This window comes from Kitasatospora sp. NPDC096204, assembly GCF_044763205.1.
Classification (GTDB): Bacteria; Actinomycetota; Actinomycetes; order Streptomycetales; family Streptomycetaceae; genus Kitasatospora.
Window position 1 is genome coordinate 203481 of record NZ_JBIWFT010000011.1, and the last position, 20961, is coordinate 224441.

Annotated in this window: 22 protein-coding genes; 17 read left to right on the plus strand and 5 right to left on the minus strand. The window is 73.2% G+C overall.

Annotated features, from left to right (window positions below; genetic code table 11):
• Positions 1-20 precede the first annotated feature (20 nt).
• The 3 genes from rplM to glmM all read left to right on the plus strand — a co-directional run bounded on the left by rplM (position 21) and on the right by glmM (position 2542).
• Positions 21-464, plus strand: coding sequence for a 50S ribosomal protein L13 (gene rplM / locus ACIQ87_RS15030; protein ID WP_402406070.1), 444 nt, complete (start codon positions 21-23; stop codon positions 462-464).
• A 45-nt stretch (positions 465-509) separates the two neighbouring features.
• Positions 510-1013 (plus strand): 30S ribosomal protein S9, encoded by a 504-nt coding sequence (gene rpsI, locus ACIQ87_RS15035; protein WP_392867313.1) that lies wholly within the window; start codon positions 510-512, stop codon positions 1011-1013.
• A gap of 164 nt (positions 1014-1177) precedes the next feature.
• Positions 1178-2542 (plus strand): phosphoglucosamine mutase, encoded by a 1365-nt coding sequence (gene glmM / locus ACIQ87_RS15040; RefSeq protein ID WP_402406072.1) that lies wholly within the window; start codon positions 1178-1180, stop codon positions 2540-2542.
• Between the two features lie 68 nt (positions 2543-2610).
• On the opposite strand, the gene coaA is transcribed toward glmM, so the two are convergent.
• Positions 2611-3606, minus strand: coding sequence for a type I pantothenate kinase (gene coaA, locus ACIQ87_RS15045; protein ID WP_402406074.1), 996 nt, complete (start codon positions 3604-3606; stop codon positions 2611-2613).
• 99 nt (positions 3607-3705) lie between these two features.
• Between coaA and glmS the strand changes: the two genes are divergently transcribed.
• A complete protein-coding gene (glmS, locus tag ACIQ87_RS15050) occupies positions 3706-5562 on the plus strand; it encodes a glutamine--fructose-6-phosphate transaminase (isomerizing) (protein ID WP_402406076.1) in 1857 nt (618 codons plus the stop codon).
• A gap of 40 nt (positions 5563-5602) precedes the next feature.
• Here the strand turns inward: glmS and ACIQ87_RS15055 are convergent, their stop codons facing one another.
• Entirely contained in the window at positions 5603-5941 is a 339-nt protein-coding gene (locus ACIQ87_RS15055; protein WP_402406078.1) for a Uma2 family endonuclease, read from the minus strand.
• A gap of 171 nt (positions 5942-6112) precedes the next feature.
• On the opposite strand from ACIQ87_RS15055, the gene ACIQ87_RS15060 reads away from it, so the two are divergent.
• The 5 genes from ACIQ87_RS15060 (at position 6113) to ACIQ87_RS15080 (ending at position 11119) form a co-directional block, all read left to right on the plus strand.
• On the plus strand, positions 6113-7624 hold the full coding sequence (locus tag ACIQ87_RS15060) for an NAD(P)H-hydrate dehydratase (RefSeq protein WP_402406080.1): 1512 nt from the start codon (positions 6113-6115) through the stop codon (positions 7622-7624).
• A gap of 105 nt (positions 7625-7729) precedes the next feature.
• Entirely contained in the window at positions 7730-8929 is a 1200-nt protein-coding gene (gene alr / locus ACIQ87_RS15065; RefSeq protein ID WP_402406081.1) for an alanine racemase, read from the plus strand.
• On the plus strand, positions 8926-10200 hold the full coding sequence (locus ACIQ87_RS15070) for an alpha/beta fold hydrolase (protein ID WP_402406083.1): 1275 nt from the start codon (positions 8926-8928) through the stop codon (positions 10198-10200). The genes alr and ACIQ87_RS15070 overlap by 4 nt, the downstream gene beginning before the upstream one ends.
• Before the next feature lie 114 nt (positions 10201-10314).
• A complete protein-coding gene (gene tsaE, locus ACIQ87_RS15075; RefSeq protein ID WP_392867290.1) occupies positions 10315-10812 on the plus strand; it encodes a tRNA (adenosine(37)-N6)-threonylcarbamoyltransferase complex ATPase subunit type 1 TsaE in 498 nt (165 codons plus the stop codon).
• 112 nt (positions 10813-10924) lie between these two features.
• Complete coding sequence (locus tag ACIQ87_RS15080; protein ID WP_402406085.1) at positions 10925-11119, plus strand: hypothetical protein; 195 nt, start codon at positions 10925-10927, stop codon at positions 11117-11119.
• A gap of 36 nt (positions 11120-11155) precedes the next feature.
• On the opposite strand, the gene ACIQ87_RS15085 is transcribed toward ACIQ87_RS15080, so the two are convergent.
• Positions 11156-11728 carry a hypothetical protein gene (locus ACIQ87_RS15085; RefSeq protein ID WP_402406120.1) on the minus strand — a complete coding sequence of 191 codons (573 nt, stop codon included), beginning with the start codon at positions 11726-11728 and terminating at the stop codon, positions 11156-11158.
• Positions 11729-11882: 154 nt separating this feature from the next.
• Between ACIQ87_RS15085 and tsaB the strand changes: the two genes are divergently transcribed.
• From tsaB to ACIQ87_RS15110, 5 genes are all read left to right on the plus strand, one after another.
• Positions 11883-12539 carry a tRNA (adenosine(37)-N6)-threonylcarbamoyltransferase complex dimerization subunit type 1 TsaB gene (gene tsaB / locus ACIQ87_RS15090; protein WP_402406087.1) on the plus strand — a complete coding sequence of 219 codons (657 nt, stop codon included), beginning with the start codon at positions 11883-11885 and terminating at the stop codon, positions 12537-12539.
• A 23-nt stretch (positions 12540-12562) separates the two neighbouring features.
• Positions 12563-13051 (plus strand): ribosomal protein S18-alanine N-acetyltransferase, encoded by a 489-nt coding sequence (rimI, locus tag ACIQ87_RS15095; RefSeq protein ID WP_402406121.1) that lies wholly within the window; start codon positions 12563-12565, stop codon positions 13049-13051.
• Positions 13044-14135 (plus strand): tRNA (adenosine(37)-N6)-threonylcarbamoyltransferase complex transferase subunit TsaD, encoded by a 1092-nt coding sequence (tsaD, locus tag ACIQ87_RS15100; protein ID WP_402406088.1) that lies wholly within the window; start codon positions 13044-13046, stop codon positions 14133-14135. The genes rimI and tsaD overlap by 8 nt, the downstream gene beginning before the upstream one ends.
• Positions 14132-14404, plus strand: a complete 273-nt coding sequence (locus tag ACIQ87_RS15105; protein WP_402406090.1) for a hypothetical protein — start codon at positions 14132-14134, stop codon at positions 14402-14404. The genes tsaD and ACIQ87_RS15105 overlap by 4 nt, the downstream gene beginning before the upstream one ends.
• Positions 14405-14496: 92 nt before the next feature.
• Positions 14497-15405, plus strand: a complete 909-nt coding sequence (locus ACIQ87_RS15110) for a polysaccharide deacetylase family protein (RefSeq protein WP_402406092.1) — start codon at positions 14497-14499, stop codon at positions 15403-15405.
• On the opposite strand, the gene ACIQ87_RS15115 is transcribed toward ACIQ87_RS15110, so the two are convergent.
• Positions 15381-16577: an SAM-dependent methyltransferase gene (locus ACIQ87_RS15115; protein ID WP_402406094.1), complete on the minus strand. Its 1197-nt coding sequence runs from the start codon at positions 16575-16577 to the stop codon at positions 15381-15383. The genes ACIQ87_RS15110 and ACIQ87_RS15115 overlap by 25 nt on opposite strands.
• A 290-nt stretch (positions 16578-16867) precedes the next feature.
• Between ACIQ87_RS15115 and groES the strand changes: the two genes are divergently transcribed.
• The 3 genes from groES to ACIQ87_RS15130 all read left to right on the plus strand — a co-directional run bounded on the left by groES (position 16868) and on the right by ACIQ87_RS15130 (position 20046).
• On the plus strand, positions 16868-17173 hold the full coding sequence (gene groES / locus ACIQ87_RS15120) for a co-chaperone GroES (protein ID WP_014136232.1): 306 nt from the start codon (positions 16868-16870) through the stop codon (positions 17171-17173).
• A gap of 116 nt (positions 17174-17289) precedes the next feature.
• Positions 17290-18921: a chaperonin GroEL gene (gene groL / locus ACIQ87_RS15125; protein ID WP_402406096.1), complete on the plus strand. Its 1632-nt coding sequence runs from the start codon at positions 17290-17292 to the stop codon at positions 18919-18921.
• A 132-nt stretch (positions 18922-19053) separates the two neighbouring features.
• Positions 19054-20046 carry a LysR family transcriptional regulator gene (locus ACIQ87_RS15130; RefSeq protein ID WP_392867266.1) on the plus strand — a complete coding sequence of 331 codons (993 nt, stop codon included), beginning with the start codon at positions 19054-19056 and terminating at the stop codon, positions 20044-20046.
• A 118-nt stretch (positions 20047-20164) separates the two neighbouring features.
• On the opposite strand, the gene ACIQ87_RS15135 is transcribed toward ACIQ87_RS15130, so the two are convergent.
• The gene (locus ACIQ87_RS15135; RefSeq protein WP_402406097.1) at positions 20165-20491 is read right to left on the minus strand and encodes a WhiB family transcriptional regulator; all 327 of its coding nucleotides are present in this window, start codon (positions 20489-20491) and stop codon (positions 20165-20167) included.
• Positions 20492-20961 lie beyond the last annotated feature (470 nt).

Here is a 20961-nt window from a genome sequence, read left to right on the forward strand (position 1 = left end):
GAAAAGCGAAGGCTACGACCGTGCGTACGTACAGCCCCAAGCCCGGCGACGTCCAGCGTCAGTGGCACGTCATCGACGCGACCGACGTCGTGCTGGGCCGCCTGGCCTCCCAGGCCGCCAACCTCCTCCGGGGCAAGCACAAGGCGATCTACGCGCCGCACGTTGACACTGGTGACTTCGTCATCATCATCAACGCCGACAAGGTGCACCTGTCCGGTAACAAGAAGACCCAGAAGCTGGCCTACCGCCACTCGGGCTTCCCGGGCGGTCTGCGCTCGGTGCGCTACGACGACCTGCTGGCGAACAACCCGGAGAAGGCCGTCGAGAAGGCCATCAAGGGCATGATCCCCAAGAACAGCCTGGGCCGCCAGATGCTCTCGAAGCTGAAGGTCTACTCGGGCGACCAGCACCCGCACACTGCCCAGCAGCCGGTGCCGTTCGAGATCACCCAGGTCGCGCAGTAATTCGGCCACCAAGCCCCCCAACACTGAAAAGAGCTGAGGAACACCGTGGCCGAGACCACTGAAACCCTTGAGGTCGACTTCGACGAGACCGTCGTCGAGGGCGAGTACACCTCCGAGGAGAGCTACACCTCCGAGTCCCTGGCCGGCCGCTTCGGCGAGGCCGTCCCCGGCGCCGGCCTGGGCCGTCGCAAGGAGGCGATCGCCCGCGTGCGCATCGTCCCCGGCACGGGCGTGTGGAAGATCAACGGTCGCACCCTCGAGGGCTACTTCCCGAACAAGGTGCACCAGCAGACCGTGAACGAGCCCTTCAAGCTCCTTGAGCTGGACGGCCGTTACGACGTCGTCGCCCGCATCAGCGGTGGCGGCGTCTCCGGCCAGGCCTACGCGCTGCGCCTCGGCGTCGCCCGTGCCCTGAACGAGGCCGACGTGGACAACAACCGCGGCGCGCTGAAGAAGGCCGGCTTCCTGACCCGTGACGCCCGCGCCGTCGAGCGCAAGAAGGCCGGTCTGAAGAAGGCCCGCAAGGCGCCGCAGTACAGCAAGCGCTAATCGCCTCCCCGGGGGTGCGGTCCGCCCTGGCGGCGCACCCCCTGGTTGCGCGAAACCGTCGCCCCGGAGTACCTCGCGTACTCCGGGGCGACGTGTTCCCCGGCTACTGTGCGGCGGCCGGGATCATCGGTTGGTTCCGAGCAGTGGTGATGGAGGACGGGACAGTGGGACGACTCTTCGGTACGGACGGCGTGCGCGGGGTGGCCAACGAGGGCCTGACGGCGGAGCTGGCCCTGGGCCTGTCGGTCGCGGCGGCCCATGTGCTCGGCGAGGCCGGCGCCTTCGACGGCCACCGGCCGGTCGCGGTGGTCGGCCGTGACCCGCGCGCCTCGGGCGAGTTCCTCGAGGCCGCCGTCATCGCCGGTCTGGCGAGCGCCGGCGTCGACGTCCTGCGGGTCGGCGTCCTGCCCACCCCGGCCGTGGCGTACCTCACCGGCGCGCTCGGCGCCGACTTCGGCGTGATGCTGTCCGCCAGTCACAACGCCATGCCGGACAACGGCATCAAGTTCCTCGCCCGCGGCGGCCACAAGCTGGACGACCGGATCGAGGACGCGATCGAGACCCACTACCGCAAGCACTCGCTCGGCGACGAGGACTGGAACCGTCCGACCGGCGCGGCCGTCGGCCGGGTGCGCGAGTACACCGAGGGCTTCGACAAGTACGTCGCCCACCTGATCGGCGTGCTGCCCAACCGCCTGGACGGCGTCAAGGTCGTCATCGACGGCGCCCACGGCGCGGCCGCCTACGTCGCCCCCGAGGCCTTCGCCCGGGCCGGCGCCGAGGTGGTCCACACCCTGGGGGCCGAGCCCACCGGCCTCAACATCAACGACGGCGTCGGCTCCACCCACCTGGACCGGCTGCGCGTCGCGATGAAGGAGCACAAGGCCGACCTGGGCATCGCCCTGGACGGCGACGCCGACCGCTGCCTGGCCGCCGACGCCGACGGCAACGAGGTGGACGGCGACCAGATCATCGCCATCCTCGCCGTCGCCATGAAGGAGGCCGGCACCCTGCGCCGCAACACCGCGGTCGCCACCGTGATGTCCAACCTCGGCTTCAAGCTGGCGATGGAGCGCGAGGGCGTCGAGCTGGTGGAGACCGCCGTCGGCGACCGCTACGTGCTGGAGGCGATGAAGGGGCACGGCTTCGCGCTGGGCGGCGAGCAGTCCGGCCACGTGATCCTGCTGGACCACGCCACCACCGGTGACGGCACCCTGACCGGCCTGATGCTGGGCGCCCGGCTGGCCGCCACCAAGCAGCCGCTGGCCGACCTGGCCGCCGTGATGACCCGGCTGCCGCAGGTGCTGATCAACGTCAAGGGCGTCGACAAGTCCCGGGTGCGGACCAGCACCGAGCTGGCCGCCGCGGTCGCCGCCGCCGAGGCCGAGCTGGGTTCCACCGGCCGGGTGCTGCTGCGCCCGTCGGGCACCGAGCCGCTGGTCCGGGTGATGGTCGAGGCCGCCGACCCGGTGCAGGCCGAGGCGGTCGCGCAGCGGCTGGCCGAGGCGGTGCGCACCCACCTGGGCTGAGCCCCCGTACGGCACGAGGCCCCCACCGGGTTTCCGGTGGGGGCCGTCGGCGTTGCTTCGAGGATGCCTCAGAGCTTGCGCAGCAGCGCCCGGCGGACCTTGTGGTCCTGGCCCTTCTGGAGGATCAGGGTGGCCCGGCCGCGGGTCGGCAGGACGTTCTCCACCAGGTTGGGCTTGTTGATGGTGCGCCAGACCTGTCGGCCGTACTCCATCGCCTCCTCCTCCGGCACCTCGGTGAAGCGGCGGAAGTAGGAGTTCGGGTCCTGGAAGGCGGTCTGCCGCAGCTTGCGGAAGCGGTCCAGGTACCAGTGCTCGATGTCGTCGGTCCTGGCGTCGACGTAGATCGAGAAGTCGAAGTAGTCGGCCACCGCGAGGCGGGTGCGGCCGTCGGTGCCAGGCAGGGCCGGCTGAAGCACGTTCAGGCCCTCGACGATCAGGATGTCCGGGCGCTCCACGGTGAGCCGCTCGCCCTGCACGATGTCGTACACCAGGTGCGAGTAGACCGGCGCGCTGACCCGCTCCTTGCCCGCCTTCACGTCCGCGACGAAGCGCATCAGCGCCCGGCGGTCGTACGACTCCGGGAAGCCCTTGCGGGCCATCAGGCCGCGGCGGCGCAGCTCGGCGTTGGGCAGCAGGAAGCCGTCCGTGGTGACCAGTTCGACCCGGGGGTGCTCGGGCCAGCGGGCGAGCAGCGCCTGGAGCAGACGGGCGGTGGTCGACTTCCCGACCGCGACGGAACCGGCCACGCCGATGATGAACGGGGTGCGGGTGCGCTCGGTGTCCGGGGTGTCCAGGAAGGTGCCCAGCGTGCCGCGCAGCTCGTGCGTGGCGTGGATGTACAGGTTCAGCAGTCGCGACAGCGGCAGGTAGACGTCGCGGACCTCGTCCAGGTCGAGGGCGGTACCGAGGCCGCGCAGCCGCTCCACCTCCTCGGCGGTCAGCGGCAGTGGCGTACGCTCGCGCAGTGCGCTCCACTCGGCCCGGCTGAGGTCCACGTAGGGGGACGGGGACGGGCCGGGCGTGGCGGCGCCCCGCGTACAGAGTTCGGTCAGCACATGCTCCATTGTGAGCCGTCGCGACGTTCACGGTTGCTGTGGTGTCGGTCACGCAGCGTTCGCGCGCGGCGGGAAAACGGCCACAGAACCGCCCTTATGCTGGCACGCATGTGCGGAATTGTTGGATACGTGGGCGCTCAGTCCGCCCTCGACGTAGTAATCGCAGGCTTGCAGCGCCTTGAGTACCGGGGTTACGACTCGGCCGGTGTCGCGGTGCAGGTCCAGGACTCCGAGGGACAGTGGAGCCTGGCCACGGACAAGAAGGCGGGCAAGCTCGCCAACCTGGAGAAGTCGCTCGCCGAGTCCCCTCTGCCCGGCGGCACCACCGGCATCGGCCACACCCGCTGGGCCACCCACGGCGGCCCGACGGACGCCAACGCCCACCCCCACCTGGACGACCGCCAGCGGGTGGCCGTGGTGCACAACGGCATCATCGAGAACTTCGCCCAGCTGCGCGCCGAGATCGCCGAGCGCGGCCACACCCTCCGCTCCGAGACCGACACCGAGGTCGTCGCCCACCTGCTGGGCGAGGCCTACGCGGGTGACCTCGCCGAGGCCATGCGGGTGGTCTGCCGTCAGCTGGAGGGCGCCTTCACCCTGGTGGCCGTGCACGCGGACGCGCCGGACGTGGTCGTCGGCGCCCGTCGCAACTCGCCGCTGGTGGTCGGCCGCGGCGAGGGCGAGAACTTCCTGGCCTCGGACGTCGCCGCCTTCATCGCCCACACCCGCGAGGCGATCGAGCTGGGCCAGGACCAGGTGGTCGAGCTGCGCCGCGAGGGCGTGACCGTCACCAACTTCGACGGCACCCCGGCCGACGTGCGCGAGTACCACGTCGACTGGGACGCCTCCGCCGCCGAGAAGGGCGGCTACGACTACTTCATGCTCAAGGAGATCGCCGAGCAGCCGAAGGCGGTCGCGGACACCCTGCTCGGCCGGATCGGCACCGACGGCCGGCTCACCCTCGACGAGCTGCGGATCTCCGACGCCGACCTGCGCTCGGTCGACAAGGTCGTCATCGTGGCCTGCGGCACGGCGTTCCACGCCGGCATGATCGCCAAGTACGCGATCGAGCACTGGACCCGCATCCCCTGCGAGGTCGAGGTCGCGTCCGAGTTCCGCTACCGCGACCCGATCATGGGCCCGGGCACGCTGGTCATCGCCATCTCGCAGTCCGGCGAGACCATGGACACCCTGATGGCCCTGCGGCACGCCCGCGAGCAGGGCGCCAAGGTGCTGGCGATCTGCAACACCAACGGCTCCACCATCCCGCGCGAGTCGGACGCGGTGCTGTACACCCACGCCGGCCCGGAGGTCGCGGTCGCCTCCACCAAGGCGTTCCTGACCCAGCTGGTCGCCTGCTACCTGGTCGCCCTGTACCTGGGCCAGGTGCGCGGCACCAAGTGGGGCGACGAGATCTTCGCCGTCATCAAGGAGCTCGGCGACGCGCCGAAGCAGGTCGAGCAGGTCCTGGAGACCATGGAGCCGGTGCGCGAGCTGGCCCGCTCGCTGGCCGACGCCCGCTCGGTGCTGTTCCTCGGCCGCCACGTCGGCTTCCCGGTGGCCCTGGAGGGCGCGCTCAAGCTCAAGGAGCTGGCGTACATGCACGCCGAGGGCTTCGCGGCGGGCGAGCTCAAGCACGGCCCGATCGCGCTGATCGAGGAGGGGCTGCCGGTCGTGGTGGTCGTGCCCTCGCCGCGCGGCCGGTCGATCCTGCACGACAAGATCGTCTCCAACATCCAGGAGATCCGGGCCCGCGGCGCCCGCACGATCGTGATCGCCGAGGAGGGCGACGAGGCCGTCGTCCCGTACGCGGACCACCTGATCCGCATCCCGGTCACCCCGACCCTGCTCCAGCCGCTGGTCTCCACCGTCCCGCTCCAGGTCTTCGCCTGCGAGCTGGCCACGGCCAAGGGCCACGAGGTCGACCAGCCGCGCAACCTGGCGAAGTCGGTCACCGTCGAGTAGTGACCCGGTGTTTCCACGGCGCCCCTGCGGTGGCTGTGCCCTACCGCAGGGGCGCCGTGTCGAGCGTGAAGGAGAACGGGGCGGGCAGCTTGGCCCGGAAATGCCCCACTGGGGCGACCGTGGCGTCCGGGAGGAGCCGTCCCTCGGGAGTGATCAGCCCTTTTCCACCGCTGACGTACAGCTCCTCGGCTGCCTCTCGCGCGACGGCGCGGGCAAAGCGGGCAACCGCGTCCTCGTGATCACCGTCCGGCGGTGGTGTCACAACGATCTCCCCTTCGATGAGCTCGGCCTTGAAGCCGGTCGGTGTGTCCAGCTCCAGAAAGGCCTGGAGGACGTCGTCCTCGCCCAGCGGGCGCTCGACAGCTGGCATGGCGACCATGGCCCTTCTCCCTCCTGTGGGTCCGTGCCGAGCCACAAGGTGGGCGTACGGATCGACACCGGCGGGGGATCGAAGTGGGTGTCACTCGAAAGTGTGCCGCAGTCCGGCCTGCCGTGGGGCCGCGGCGCGGGCTAGCGTCGGTGGTACGCCGACTGCCGGAGGAGCCCCGCCATGCGTCATGCACACCCTGTGGAAACCGTCCGGGCCGCGGAGGCCGAGCTGATGGCGCGGCTGCCGGAGGGCACCTTGATGCAGCGGGCGGCGGCGGGGTTGGCGGCGACCTGTGCGCGGCTGCTGACGCGGCGCCGGGGGCGGGTGTACGGCGGTCGGGTGACGGTGCTGGCGGGCAGTGGGGACAACGGGGGTGACGCCCTGTACGCCGGGGCCGCGCTGGCCCGGCGCGGGGCGCGGGTGACGGCGGTGCTGCTGACGCCGGAGAAGGCGCACCCGGGCGGGCTGGCCGCGCTGCGGGCCGCCGGCGGGCGGGTGACGGTGGAGCGGGAAGTCGGCCTGGCCGACTTCTCGCGCGCGGACCTGGTGCTGGACGGCATCGTCGGCATCGGCGGCCGGGGCGGGCTGCGCCCCGAGGCGGAGCCGTACGCGCGGTCCGGGCGGTCCGGGATCGTGGTGGCGGTGGACCTGCCGAGCGGGGTGGACGCCGACAGCGGCGAGGTGCCGGGCGCGGCGCTGCGGGCGGACGTCACGGTCTGCTTCGGCACGTACAAGCCCGGGCTGCTGGTCGACCCGGGGGCCTCGTACGCGGGCGTGGTGCAGTTGGTCGGCATCGGGCTGGAGCCGCCCGCCGCGGAGGTGACGGCGCTCCAGCACGCGGACGTGGCGGCGATGCTGCCGGTGCCGGGCGCGGAGAGCGACAAGTACCGGCGCGGCGTCGTCGGGGTGGCGGCCGGCTCGGCGACCTACCCGGGGGCGGCGCTGCTGGCCGTGGCGGGGGCGCTGCACGGCGGCGCGGGCGCCGTCCGGTACGTGGGCACGGCGGCCGAGGAGGTGGTGCGGCGCTTCCCGGAGACGCTGGTCACCGAGGGCGGCCCGGCCGGTGCCGGGCGGGTGCAGGCCTGGGTGGTCGGGCCGGGCGGCGGCGAGGGGGCGCGGCAGGCGCTGACCGAGGCGCTGGCGAGCGACGTCCCGGTGCTGGTGGACGCGGACGCGCTGACCGAGCTGGGCCGGCTCGGCCCGGACGCGCTGGCCGGCCGCACCGCGCCCACCCTGCTCACTCCGCACACCGGCGAGGCGGCCCGGCTGCTCGCGGGCGCCGAGGGCGGCGCGCCGCCGGTCGCCGACGACCTGGCCGCGGCCCGGCTGGCCACCGCCCGCCGACTGGCGGCGCACTACCGCGCGACGGTGCTGCTGAAGGGCTCCACCACGGTGGTCGCCGACCCGGGCGGGGCCGTCCGGGTGAACCCCACCGGCACCTCCTGGCTGGCCACCGCGGGCAGCGGCGACGTCCTGGCCGGGCTGGCCGGCTCCCTGCTGGCGGCGGGCCTCGCGCCGCTGGACGCCGCGTCGGTGGCCGCCTACCTGCACGGCCTGGCCGGCCGCGAGGCGGCGGGCGCTCCGGGCGCCCCGACGACGGCGCTCGCGGTGGCCGGGGCACTGCCGGCGGTGTGGCGGGCGGTCCGCGAGGGGTGGGCGCCGGAACCGGAACGTCCGGTCGCGGCGTCCTGAACGGGGTGAACGGGCGGCCCTCCGCACGTCGGCGCGTCGTCGTGGGGGCGCCGTGCCGACGGGCCGTTCGGCGACGACTCCGGGACGTCTGGGAGACTGACCCTGATGACAACTGCGAACACGACCGGCACGGCCACCCTCACCGACGGCGTACGGGCCGAGGCGACCATCGATCTCGCCGCCCTGCGCGGCAACCTCGCGGCGCTGCGCGAGCGCGTCGGCAACGCGGCGGTGATGCTCGCGGTCAAGGCGAACGCCTACGGCCACGGCGCGGTCGAGTGCGCCCGGGAGGCGGTCGCGAACGGCGTCGGCTGGCTCGGCTGCGCGACCCCGGACGAGGCGCTGGCACTGCGGGCCGCGGGCATCCGCCCCGAGCAGGCCCGCATCCTGTGCTGGCTGTGGACGCCGGGCGGCCCGTGGCGCGAGGCGCTGCGCGCGGACCTGGACATCTCGGTCAGCGGCCGGTGGGCGCTGGACGAGCTGCTGCCCGCCGTGCGCGAGACCGGCATCCCCGCCCGGGTGCACCTGAAGGCCGACACCGGCCTCGGCCGCAACGGCTGCCAGCCGCACGACTGGCCGCAGCTGGTGGCCGCCGCCCGCCGGGCCGAGGCGGAGGGGCTGCTGACGGTCGTCGGCGTCTGGTCGCACTTCGCCGCGGCGGACGAGCCCGGCCACCCGTCGATCCAGGCCCAGCTGGACTCCTACCGCACCGCGCTGGCCACGGCCGAGGCCGCCGGGCTGCGCCCCGAGGTCCGGCACCTGGCGAACTCCCCGGCCACCCTGCTGCTGCCCGAGGCGCACTTCGACCTGGTCCGCACCGGCCTGGCCGCGTACGGGCTGTCGCCGGTGCCCGAGGTGGGCTCCCCGGCGGACTTCGGGCTCCGCCCGGTGATGGCGCTGACCGCGCGACTGGCGCTGGTCAAGCACGTCCCCGGCGGACACGGGGTCAGCTACGGCCACCACTACACGACGCCGGGCGAGACCACCCTGGGCCTGGTGCCGCTCGGCTACGGCGACGGCATCCCCCGGCACGCCAGCGGCACCGGCCCGGTGCAGATCGGCGGCAAGTGGCGCACGGTGGCCGGCCGGGTCGCGATGGACCAGTTCGTGGTGGACCTCGGCGGCGACATCCCGGAGATCGGCGACGAGGTGCTGCTGTTCGGCAACGGCGAGCGCGGCGAGCCCACCGCCGAGGACTGGGCCCGCGCCTGCGGCACCATCTCGTACGAGATCATCACCCGGATCGGCGCCCGGGTGCCCCGCCGCTACCTGGGCGGCAGCCACGCCGAGGGCCCGTCGACATGACCGACGCACCGGTCGAGCGCGGTCCGGTCGCGGCGGTCGCCAAGGCGGCCGGCGCGGCCGGGGTGAGCCGGGCGGGAGTGATCGGGATCTCGGTCGGCGTGCTGGCGGCCGGGGCGGCCGCGGGCGTCGCGATCGAGCGGCTGACCGTCGGCCGGGCGATGCGCCGCCGGGCCCGGGCCGAGCTGGACGCGAACGCCCCGTACGGCTCGCTGCGCGGCCGTCCGCGGACGGTGGCCGCGCCGGACGGCACCGAGCTGTACGTCGAACTGGACGGCACCGGCTGGATCGAGCCGGACGGCGACGGCCGCGAGGGGGTGGGCATCCGCCCCGGAGGCGAGCGGGCGAGTAGCGGCCCCGAGCCGCTGACCGTGGTGTTCTGCCACGGCTACTGCCTCAACCAGGACAGCTGGCACTTCCAGCGGGCCACGCTGCGCGACGGCATGCGGCTGGTCTTCTGGGACCAGCGCAGCCACGGCCGCGCCGAGCGCTCCCGCTCGTTCCTGGCGGGGGAGCCGGCCGGCATCGACCAGCTGGGCGGCGACCTCAAGGCGGTGATCGACGCCGTCGCCCCGACCGGGCCGCTGGTGCTGGTGGGCCACTCGATGGGCGGCATGACGGTGATGGCGCTGGCCGACCAGCACCCGGAGCTGTTCCGCGAGCGCGTCGCCGGCGTGGCGCTGATCGGGACCCTCGCCGGGGGCTGGAACGACGTCAGCCTGGGCCTGCCGAAGGCCGGCGCGAAGCTGTTCAAGAAGGTCGCGCCCGGGATGGTGAAGCTGCTGGGCCGCCAGGTCGACCTGGTCGAGGCGACCAGACGGCTGGGCTCGGACGTGGCCGCGGTGTTCTACCGGAGGTTCTCCTTCGGTGGCCGGGACGTCGATCCCGGCGTGGTGCGCTTCGCCGAGCAGCTGCTGGACGCCACCCCGATCGACGTGGTCGCCGAGTTCTACCCGGTGTTCGGGGCGCACGAGAAGTACGAGGCGCTGGCCGCCCTGCGCGGCCTGCCCGCGCTGGTGGTGGCCGGGACGAAGGACCTGCTGACGCCCTCGACGCACAGCGAGGCGATCGCCGAGCGGCTGCCCGGCGCCGAGCTGGTGCTCGCCGAGGGCGCCGGGCACCTGGTGATGCTGGAGCGCCCCGGGCTGGTCGACCACGAGCTGGCGCGGCTGCTGCGCCGGGCCGCCGGCTTCGCCGGGGCGGCGCCGCTGCCCGCGGCCGTCCTCGACCTGGCCCGGGAGCGGGCCGCGGAGAGCGTCGCCGATCCGCTGTGACCTCCGGCGCGGCTCGGGGCCCCGCCCGCCGCACCGGGGCGCGCGGATGTGGCACGGTAGCGGTGGCGGCCGGTGGTCGGTGCGCCGGTACGGACCGAAGGGCAAGACACGCGCATGGGCTCGCACGCCACTCTCACCGTCCCAACCCCGGAGCGGATGGGCCGGCTCGGCCGGGAGCTGGCCGCGCTGCTGCGGCCGGGGGACCTGGTGCTGCTCTCCGGCGAGCTGGGGGCGGGGAAGACCACGCTGACCCGCGGCCTGGGGGAGGGCCTGCAGGTCCGCGGGGCGGTGACCTCGCCGACCTTCGTGATCGCCCGGGTGCACCCCTCGCTGGTCGGCGGCCCGGCGCTGGTGCACGTGGACGCGTACCGGCTGGGCGGGGACCTGGACGAGATGGAGGACCTCGACCTGGACGTCTCGCTGCCCGAGTCGGTGGTCGTGGTCGAGTGGGGCGAGGGCAAGGTCGAGCGGCTGTCCGAGGACCGGCTGGAGGTCCGGATCGAGCGTGCCATCGGCGACACCGCGGACGGCGACGACCAGGACCCGCGCCGGGTGGTGCTGACCGGCATCGGCCCGCGCTGGGCGGACGCGGCGCTGGCGGACCTCGGATAGCCGACGCGTTGCCGACACGTTGCCGACAAGCTGTCGGCAAGATGTTGCGGGCGGGGTGCCGGGCGTGGTGGGATGGGTGCTGCGGTTAGGTCTGCCTAACTAGGGAGGCGCCATGTCGAGCCCCACCCCCGCCCCGAAGCGCGCGGTCCCCGCCGCCGGGGCCGGAGACTCCGCCCGCCGCGCTCCGGGAGAGCCGATGCGGGCGCTGCTGGCCGCCTGCGCGGCCGCCGAGGCGGTGTCCACTCCGCCCGAACCGCGGCCCGGGCAGCACGAACGGCCCGAGGCGCGGACGCCCCGGGCCGCGTGAGTCCGGTCCTCCCCGGCCCTGAGCGGGCCGCCCGGATCAGGCGATCACGACCACCTTGGTGTCCTTGGGCGCGAAGTCCCAGAGCAGCTGCCCTTCGGGGCGGCCGCTGCGGATGCCGCCGGTCTTGGCGCTCGGGTCGACGGTCGGCGTCGCGCCGTCCACCGCCGCGCTGAAGCCGAACACCACGCCGTTCTGCTGCGCGAAGCGCACCACGTGCTCGATCTGCTTGCCGTCCGACCCGGTGGTGGTCTGGGTGCGGCTGTACACCGCGTAGCTGCCGGGGGCCGGCTCGACCGAGCCCGGGGTGACCGGGAAGGCGGCCGCGACCTGCGGGGTCTTCTTCGGGTCGACCAGCCAGACGTAGTGGCTGCCGACCGAGTACACCACCCGGATGCCGGTGCCCGAGACGGCGCCGGGCGGCAGTGCCGGGACGGTCGGGGTGGGTGCGGCGGTCGGCGCCGCGGCGGTGGCCGTGCCGGTCGCCGTGGTGGTGGCGGTGGGCTTGGCGCCGCCCGCCCGGTCCTGGGCGCCGTTGGCCTGGAAGGCCAGCAGGCTCACCATCGCCAGGGCCCCCAGGGTCAACCCCGTGACCACCACTCCAGGACCCATCTTCGCCACGTTGTCGCTCCCGCCGCCGTCCCTTTACGTACGGCCCCATCGTGCCAGGTTCATCCGCGCGGGTCGCAGCGCCTCGGATGTGTGTTCCTGGGTGGTACACCCTGCCGATCGGCCGGTCGGCCCAACGTCGGTCTAACCTTGACCCGTGCTGCTGCTCGCGTTCGACACCGCTACCCCCGCCGTCACCGCCGCCGTCCACGACGGCACGGCCGTCCTCGCCGAGACCCACCAGGTCGACGCCAGGCGCCACGGTGAACTGCTGCTGCCCGCGATCGACCAGGTGCTGCGGGCCGCCGGTGTGGACAAGCACCGGCTGACCGGCATCGCGGTCGGCGTCGGCCCCGGCCCGTACACCGGCCTGCGGGTCGGCCTGGTGACCGCCGCCGCGCTCGGCCACGCCCTAGGGCTGCCGGTGCACGGCGTCTGCACCCTGGACGCGATCGCCTTCCAGGCCCGCGCCGAGGGGCTGGCCGGGCAGCCGTTCACGGTCGCCACCGACGCGCGCCGCAAGGAGGTCTACTGGGCCTCGTACGACGCCGAGGGCCGCCGCACCGAGGGCCCCGGCGTGGACCGCCCGGCCGAGCTGACCCCGCGGGAGCGCTCCGTCGGCGCCGGCGCGCGGCTCTACCCCGACGCCTTCCCCGGCGCCCACGGCCCCGAGCACGTCTCGGCCGGCGCGCTGGCCGGCTTCGCCGCCGCCGAACTGGCCGCCGGGCGCGAGCTGCTGCCGAACCACCCGCTGTACCTGCGCCGCCCGGACGCCCAGGTCCCCGCGGGCTACAAGGCGGTGCTCCCGGCGTGAACCACGGCACCACCCTGCGCCCGATGCGCTGGTGGGACATCGCGCCGGTGCTGGAGCTGGAGCTTCGGCTCTTCCCCGAGGACGCCTGGTCCGCCGGGATGTTCTGGTCCGAGCTGGCCGACTCCCACCCCGGCGGCACCCGCCACTACACCGTCGCGACCGCCCCGGACGGCCGGATCGCCGGCTACGCCGGGCTGATGGCGATCGCCGGCGAGGGCGACGTCCAGACCATCGCCGTCGACGAGCGCCACCAGGGCGCCGGCCTCGGCGCGGCGCTGCTCACCGACCTGATCCGGGAGGCCGCCCGGCGCGAGTGCGCCGAGCTGCTGCTGGAGGTGCGGGTGGACAACCCGCGCGCCCAGCGGCTGTACGAGCGCCACGGCTTCGAACCGGTGGGCATCCGGCGCGGCTACTACCAGCCCGCCAACGTCGACGCGCTGGTGATGCGCCTCGACCACCCGAGCACTGACAGCACTGACCCGAAGGACATTGAGGACACCCGCCATGGCTGACGAACCGCTCGTCCTCGGCATCGAGACCTCCTGCGACGAGACCGGCGTCGGCATCGTGCGCGGCACCACGCTGCTGGCCGACGCGGTCGCCTCCAGCGTCAACGACCACGCCCGCTTCGGCGGGGTCGTCCCGGAGATCGCCAGCCGGGCGCACCTGGAGGCGATGATCCCGACCATCCAGCGCGCCCTGGACACCGCCGGGATCAAGGCGACCGACCTGGACGGCATCGCCGTCACCGCCGGCCCCGGCCTGGCCGGCGCGCTGCTGGTCGGCGTCAGCGCCGCGAAGGCGTACGCCTGGGCGCTGGACAAGCCGCTGTACGGGGTCAACCACCTCGCCTCGCACATCTGCGTCGACCAGCTGGAGCACGGCCGGCTGCCCTCGCCGACGATGGCCCTGCTGGTCTCCGGCGGGCACTCCTCGCTGCTGCTCAGCGAGGACATCACCAGCGACGTCCGCCCGCTCGGCGCGACCATCGACGACGCGGCCGGCGAGGCCTTCGACAAGGTCGCCCGGGTGCTCGGCCTCGGCTTCCCCGGCGGCCCGATCGTCGACCGCACGGCCCGCGAGGGCGACCCGAAGGCGATCGCCTTCCCGCGCGGCCTGAGCGGCAGGAACGACCCGGAGTACGACTTCTCCTTCTCCGGCCTGAAGACCGCCGTCGCCCGCTGGGTCGAGGCCAAGCGCCGGGCCGGCGAGGAGGTGCCGGTCGCCGACGTGGCGGCGTCCTTCCAGGAGGCGGTCACCGACGTGCTCACCCGCAAGGCCGTCAAGGCGTGCAAGGACAACGGCGTCGACCACCTGATGATCGGCGGCGGCGTGGCGGCCAACTCGCGGCTGCGCGAGATGGCCCAGCAGCGCTGCGACCGGGCCGGCATCCGGCTGCGGGTGCCCCGGCCGGGCCTGTGCACCGACAACGGCGCGATGGTCGCGGCGCTCGGCTCCGAGATGGTGTGGCGCGACCGCACGCCGTCCGCCTTCGACCTGTCGGCGGACTCCTCGCTGCCCGTCACCGAGGTCCACGTGCCGCACACGGACTTCCACGGCCAGGCCTACGAGGCCCTCGGCGGTGGCGTGGCATGACCGTCGCCGCGATGTGGGAGGCCCGGGCGGCCGCCGGTCGGGGGGCCGAACTCGCCGCCTGGGTACGGGAGTCGGCGCTGCCCGCACTCCGCGGCTCGGCCGGGCTGGAGCGCCTCGAACTGCTCTGCGCCCCGGGTGAGAGGGTGCTGCTGATCGCCTGGTGGAACGGCGAGCCGGTGCCCGTCGCCGACCCGCCGGCCGAACTGCTCGGCCGGCCGGTGCACCGCTGGTCCTTCACCCGCGAGCACGTCGAGCAGCCCGTCGAGTAGTCCCTCGAGTAGCCCCCGGTCGGGAACCGCGGGCCCGGTCGTTACCGTGCTTAGCTGATAGAAAGCTGAACGGGAACCGGGAGCGGGCTGCGGTGATCAGGGACGGGCGGAGCAGGACCAGGACGTACGCGGTGGGGGCGCTGGCCGTGCTGGCCCTCGCCACCGCCTGCGGCGGCAACGGGGGCGGCGGCAGCGCCGCCCCGGCCGCCACGAGCGCGCCGACCGCACCCCAGAGCGCCGCGCCGGCGCCGACCGGCGCGGCCGCGACCCCCTCGGCCGGCGCCCCGGCGGGAGCGGCCGCGGCGGCCTGGGCCAAGTGGAACCTCACCCCGCTCGCCCCCGCCCCGGCGCCGCCCGCCGACAAGCCGATCAAGCTCGAACGGACCGGCCCCGTACCGGTGTTCAGCGAGGTGAAGACGAGCGACAAGGTCGTCTTCATCACCATCGACGACGGGGCCGAGAAGGACCCGAAGTTCGTCGAGATGCTCACCGACCTCAAGGTGCCGATATCGATGTTCCTGACCCGGGACATCGTCAAGAACGACTACGGCTACTTCAAGCCGCTCCAGGCACTCGGCAACCACGTCCAGAACCACACCGTCGACCACCCGGTGATGAGCAAGATCCCGGCGGAGAAGCAGAAGTCCGAGATCTGCGACGCGCAGTCCGCGCTCACCCAGCAGTACGGCACCGCGCCGCTGCTGTTCCGCCCGCCGTTCGGCGACGGCGCCAACACCCCGACGCTCAACACCTCCGTCCAGCAGTGCGGCCCGCGGGCGATCGTGCTGTGGCGCGAGTCGATGCAGATCCACGACATGCAGTACCAGTCGGGGGACAAGAAGCTGAAGCCCGGCGACATCATCCTGGCGCACTTCCGCGGCCCCAAGGAGCTCAAGGGCGCCACGATGACCCAGATGTTCGGCGACCTGCTGGCCCGGATCCAGGAGCAGGGCTTCTCGGTGGCCCGGCTGGAGGACTACATCCAGGCACCCGCGTCCTGAGCGGCCCGTACGGGCTGCCCCAGCATCATCAGCGGTCCGTGGTCGGTGCGGCTGAGGATCACCGTGACGGTGTTCGGCCCGGAGGGCTTGAGCTGGCGGCGCAGCTCCTCCGGGGTGATCGCCATCCCGCGCTTCTTGATCACCACCGTGCCGACCGCGCGCTCGCGCAGCAGTGCCTTCAGCTTCTTGATGTTGAACGGCAGCACGTCGGTGAGCTCGAAGGCGTGCGCGTACGGGGTGGCGACCAGCTCGTCCGAGGTCAGGTAGGCGATCTTCGGGTCGATCAGCCGGCCGCCCACCTGCCCGGCCACCTCGGCCACCAGGTGGGCCCGGATCACCGCGCCGTCCGGCTCGTACAGGTAGCGCCCGACCGGGCCGGCCGGCGGGTCGGGCAGGTCGCCGCCGGTCAGGCTGGCGCCCTGCGGCAGCAGGGTGGCGCGGTGCGGGCTCGCGGCCCCGGTGCCGAACCAGAGCACCGCCTCCTTGACGTCGCCGTGGTCGGAGACCCACTCGGCCTCGGCGTCCTCGGGCACGGCCTCGTGCGGGATGCCCGGGGCCACCTTCAGCGCGCCGATCGGGGTCCGCCGGCCCGCCTCGATCGCCCAGGAGAGCGGCGGGGCGTACGCCTCCGGGTCGAACACCCGGCCGCGCGAGGTGCGCCGGGCCGGGTCGGTGAACACCGCGTCGTAGCCGGTGACGTAGACCTCGGCGACGTCCGCGCAGCGCACCTCGACCAGCTCGGCCAGGCCCAGCGCGGCGGCGTTGGCCGCGGTGGCGGCGCAGGCCGCCGGGTCCTTGTCGACGGCCAGCACCTCGATGCCCGCCCGGGCCAGCGCCAGCACGTCGCCGCCGATGCCGCAGCACAGGTCGGCCAGCCGCCGTACGCCGAGGTCGGCGAACCGCCGCGCCCGCCACTCGGCGACGCTGCGCCGGGTGGACTGCTCGACGCCGTTGGGCGTGAAGTACATCAGGTCGGCGTCCGCCCCGAACTTCGCCCGCGCCCGCTGCCGCAGCCGCGCCTGCCCGAACGCCGCCGACACCAGCTCCGCCGGGTGCTCCCGCCGCAGGCGCGTCGCCAGCGCCAGTTCCTCCTCGGGGGTGAACTCGCGCAGCTCGGCGAGCAGGGCCTGGCCCTCGGGGGTCAGCAGCGGCTGGAGGTTCTCGGTGTCCACGGGGCCATTCTCGCCGGTCGGGCGGGGAGGGACGCGACCACGAGGCCCACGGCGGGGGCGGGCCGCACCGCACACGAGTGCGGCCACTCACCCTGTGGAACCGGGGGCCCCAGGGCGCGTCGTTGGCACTCTGGTTGACTGAGTGCTAACACGGCCCTATGGTCGTCCTTGGCACTCCCCACCAGGAGAGTGCTAACGCGACGACGCGTGTCTGACCCCCGCGACGGCAGACCCGCAGGATCGCCCCTACCCGTTAGAAAACCCCGTAATCTCCGAAGGGGAGCTCGGACGTGACCACCAGCAGCAAGGTTGCCATCAAGCCGCTCGAGGACCGCATCGTGGTCCAGCCGCTCGACGCCGAGACCACCACGGCCTCCGGCCTGGTTATCCCGGACACCGCCAAGGAGAAGCCCCAGGAGGGCGTCGTTCTGGCCGTCGGCCCGGGCCGCTTCGAGGACGGCCAGCGTCTGCCGCTCGACGTCGCCGTGGGTGACATCGTCCTGTACTCGAAGTACGGCGGCACCGAGGTGAAGTACCAGGGCGAGGAGTACCTGGTGCTCTCCGCCCGCGACGTTCTCGCGATCATCGAGAAGTAAGACGTCCCGACCCGCCCCGGATCCGTGTCCTCCGTGACAGTGGCCCGGGGCGTGGTTGTTGGTTCACGTAGTTCGGCGGCCGGTGGGCCGGCCGCAGCCCCGAGGGAATAGGGAACATGGCGAAGATCCTGCAGTTCGACGAGGACGCCCGCCGCTCGCTGGAGCGCGGTGTCAACAAGCTGGCCGACACCGTCAAGGTGACCATCGGCCCCAAGGGCCGCAACGTCGTCATCGACAAGAAGTTCGGCGCCCCGACCATCACCAACGACGGTGTCACCATCGCCCGTGAGGTCGAGCTGGACGACCCGTACGAGAACCTTGGCGCGCAGCTCGTCAAGGAGGTCGCCACCAAGACCAACGACGTCGCGGGTGACGGCACCACCACCGCCACCGTGCTGGCCCAGGCCCTGGTCAACGAGGGTCTGCGCAACGTCGCCGCCGGTGCCGGCCCGGCCGCCCTGAAGAAGGGCATCGACAAGGCCGTCGCCGCCGTCTCCGAGCACCTGCTGTCCATCGCCCGCGAGATCGAGGGCAAGGACGACGTCGCCGCCGTCGCGTCCCTCTCCGCGCAGGACACCCAGGTCGGCGAGCTGATCGCCGAGGCGATCGACAAGGTCGGCAAGGACGGTGTCATCACCGTCGAGGAGTCGAACACCTTCGGCGTGGAGCTGGACTTCACCGAGGGCATGCAGTTCGACAAGGGCTACCTGTCGCCGTACTTCGTCACCGACGCGGAGCGGCAGGAGGCGGTCCTGGAGGACCCGTACATCCTGATCAACCAGGGCAAGATCTCCTCCATCCAGGAGCTGCTGCCGCTGCTGGAGAAGATCCTCCAGGGCGGTGCCTCCAAGCCGCTGCTGATCATCGCCGAGGACGTCGACGGCGAGGCGCTGTCGACCCTGGTCGTGAACAAGATCCGTGGCACCTTCAACGCCGTCGCCGTCAAGGCCCCGGGCTTCGGCGACCGCCGCAAGGCGATCCTCGGCGACCTGGCCGTCCTGACCGGTGGCCAGGTCATCTCCGAGGAGGTCGGCCTCAAGCTCGACCAGGTCGGCCTGGACGTGCTGGGCACCGCCCGCCGCGTGACCATCACCAAGGACGAGACCACGGTCGTCGACGGTGCCGGTGACGCCGAGGCCGTGGCCGGCCGCGTCGCCCAGATCAAGGGCGAGATCGCCGCGACCGACTCCGACTGGGACCGCGAGAAGCTGCAGGAGCGCCTGGCCAAGCTGGCCGGCGGCGTCTGCGTCATCAAGGTCGGCGCCGCCACCGAGGTGGAGCTGAAGGAGCGCAAGCACCGCCTGGAGGACGCCATCTCGGCGACCCGCGCCGCGGTCGAGGAGGGCATCGTCGCCGGTGGTGGCGCCTCCCTGGTCCACGCCGCCAAGGTGCTGGAGGACGGCCTGGGCCTGTCGGGCGACGAGGCCACCGGTGTCGCCGTGGTCCGCAAGGCGCTGCACGAGCCGCTGCGCTGGATCGCCCAGAACGCCGGCCTGGAGGGTTACGTCATCACCTCCAAGGTCTCCGAGCTGGAGGCCGGCCAGGGCTACAACGCCGCCACCGGCGAGTACGGCGACCTGGTGAAGGCCGGCGTCATCGACCCGGTCAAGGTCACCCGCTCCGCCCTGGAGAACGCCGCCTCGATCGCCTCCCTGCTCCTCACCACCGAGACCCTCGTGGTGGAGAAGAAGGAGGAGGAGGCCGACAACGGTCACGGCCACTCGCACGGCCACGGCCACTCGCACTGAGGCTCCGACGCCTGACCGGAGGCCCGGTCCGCGCCCCGCGAGGGGCGGCGGGCCGGGCCTCCGGCGTTCATCTGCACGCTTCAACTATCAGTAGAATTTTGCAGATTGCAAAGATTGCCTTATAACTAAGGCATGATCGAGGCCCGCCACCTGCGCGTCCTGCGTGCCGTCGCCCGCACCGGCTCCTTCTCCGCCGCCGCCCGCGAGCTGGGGTGTACCCAGCCCGCCATCAGCCAGCAGATGAAGGCCCTGGAGAAGTCGGTGGACACCCCGCTGGTGGTCCGCTCGGGCCGCGGGATGCAGCTCAGCGAGGCCGGGCGGGTCCTGCTCAAGCATGCCACCGGAATCCTGGCGGGGCTCTCCGCCGCCGAGGAGGAGGTGGCCGCGATCGCCGGGCTGCGGGCCGGGCGGGTGCGGCTGGTCTCCTTCCCGACCGCGAGTTCCACCCTGGTGCCGCCCGCGGTCGCCCGCCTGCGGGACAGCCATCCGGGGGTGCGCGTGTCGCTGGTCGAGGCGGAGCCGCCGGAGTCGCTGGCGATGCTGCGCGGCGGCGAGTGCGAGATCGCGCTGGCCTTCCGCTACCCGCAGTCCGACGGCGCCGTCGCGCTCCCGGCGCCCGCCCACGGTACGCCGCGCGAGGCGCGGGCCGAGGCCAACCTGGAGGCGCAGCAGCTGACCGCCGGCACGGACTGGTCCGACCTGGTGGTCACCCCGCTGCTGGACGACCCGCTGGTGGGCCTGCTGCCCGCCGCCCACCCGCTGGCCGGGCAGGGCGTGGGGCTGGCCGAGCTGGCGGGGGAGCAGTGGATCGCCGGCTGCCCGCAGTGCCGGGGGCACCTGGTGGAGCTGTGTGCCGGGGCGGGCTTCGAGCCCCGGATCGACTTCGCGACGGACGACTACCCGGCGGTGGTCGGCCTGGTGGCGGCCGGGCTGGGGGTGGCGGTGCTGCCGCGGCTGGCGCTCCGGTCGGTGCGCCCTGACGGCGTGTCGACGGTGCCGGTGCGGACGGCCTCCGGGGCGCCGGCGGTGCGCCAGGTGGTCGCGCTGACCCTGCCGGACCTGGCCGAGGTGCCGGCCGTCGCGCTGATGCTGGAGCGGCTGGCGGGGGCGGCCGCCGATCGCTGACGGTGGGTGACGGAGTCGCCGTGGCGCCGCACTCAGGGTGAACTGACGGGCGTACGGTGGGCCGACAGGCTGAAGCGCCGCGAAGAAACGTTTCTTCACGGCGCTCGTAGGGGCGGGTCTAGCGCTGGGCGACCGTCGGCGGGGTGAGCGGGACCTCGATCAGCCGGTGTCGTGAGCGCCCCAGCATCTCCTCGCGCTCGTCCTCGGTCATCCCGCCCCAGACGCCGTACGGCTCGCGGACCGCCAGCGCGTGCGCCGCGCACTCGGCGATCACCGGGCAGCGCATGCAGACCTCCTTGGCGCTGGCCTCGCGCGAACTGCGCGCGGCCCCGCGCTCGCCCTCGGGGTGGAAGAAGAGCGAGCTGTCCACGCCACGGCAGGCTGCGGAGAGCTGCCAGTCCCAGAGGTCCGCGTTGGGACCGGGGAGGCGGGAGAAATCTGCCATGGCTCATTCCCTTCAGAGGCTGTCGGCCGTGGGCCGGGCGTTCGGCGGGTCTGCTGCCGAGCGGTGCGGCGGGCTTCTGCACTGGTGTGGACACCTGGAAATATGACTTAAGGCAACTCCATGGACAAGTCACCCACACACTGGCACAACAGTCAATGACCATACGAAAGCTATAAAAGCGGGCATAGTGGGCAAGGGCTCCGCCGGGCGCGGGCGTGGCAATCGGGTGGCCGACGGGCGCGCGACGTGCCGACTCGGTGTGCGGGTCGTACGCCGACCGCGCGCGAGCTGCGCAAAAGTGCGGCGTGTGCACCGCGATGCGGCTGATCGGTAATGGATTGGCCACGTACAGTGGTGGAGATGGCCCCGAAGGCCGTAACTCATTCGAGTGACGGTCGTTGGAAGTGCGGAGGCGGTTAGCGGGCGCCGGACGTCGGGAACGATCGCGGGCAGGTTGGGGCGATCGCACG

Excerpts from the sequence above, each read along its gene's own strand:
- coaA (WP_402406074.1), bottom strand. The coding sequence starts at position 3,606 with ATGGAGCATGTGCTGACCGAACTCTGTACGCGGGGCGCCGCCACGCCC.
- glmS (WP_402406076.1), top strand. The coding sequence starts at position 3,706 with ATGTGCGGAATTGTTGGATACGTGGGCGCTCAGTCCGCCCTCGACGTA.
- ACIQ87_RS15055 (WP_402406078.1), bottom strand. The coding sequence starts at position 5,941 with ATGGTCGCCATGCCAGCTGTCGAGCGCCCGCTGGGCGAGGACGACGTC.
- ACIQ87_RS15060 (WP_402406080.1), top strand. The coding sequence starts at position 6,113 with ATGCGTCATGCACACCCTGTGGAAACCGTCCGGGCCGCGGAGGCCGAG.
- alr (WP_402406081.1), top strand. The coding sequence starts at position 7,730 with ATGACAACTGCGAACACGACCGGCACGGCCACCCTCACCGACGGCGTA.
- ACIQ87_RS15070 (WP_402406083.1), top strand. The coding sequence starts at position 8,926 with ATGACCGACGCACCGGTCGAGCGCGGTCCGGTCGCGGCGGTCGCCAAG.
- tsaE (WP_392867290.1), top strand. The coding sequence starts at position 10,315 with ATGGGCTCGCACGCCACTCTCACCGTCCCAACCCCGGAGCGGATGGGC.
- ACIQ87_RS15080 (WP_402406085.1), top strand. The coding sequence starts at position 10,925 with ATGTCGAGCCCCACCCCCGCCCCGAAGCGCGCGGTCCCCGCCGCCGGG.
- ACIQ87_RS15085 (WP_402406120.1), bottom strand. The coding sequence starts at position 11,728 with ATGGGTCCTGGAGTGGTGGTCACGGGGTTGACCCTGGGGGCCCTGGCG.
- rimI (WP_402406121.1), top strand. The coding sequence starts at position 12,563 with ATGCGCTGGTGGGACATCGCGCCGGTGCTGGAGCTGGAGCTTCGGCTC.
- tsaD (WP_402406088.1), top strand. The coding sequence starts at position 13,044 with ATGGCTGACGAACCGCTCGTCCTCGGCATCGAGACCTCCTGCGACGAG.
- ACIQ87_RS15105 (WP_402406090.1), top strand. The coding sequence starts at position 14,132 with ATGACCGTCGCCGCGATGTGGGAGGCCCGGGCGGCCGCCGGTCGGGGG.
- groL (WP_402406096.1), top strand. The coding sequence starts at position 17,290 with ATGGCGAAGATCCTGCAGTTCGACGAGGACGCCCGCCGCTCGCTGGAG.
- ACIQ87_RS15130 (WP_392867266.1), top strand. The coding sequence starts at position 19,054 with ATGATCGAGGCCCGCCACCTGCGCGTCCTGCGTGCCGTCGCCCGCACC.
- ACIQ87_RS15135 (WP_402406097.1), bottom strand. The coding sequence starts at position 20,491 with ATGGCAGATTTCTCCCGCCTCCCCGGTCCCAACGCGGACCTCTGGGAC.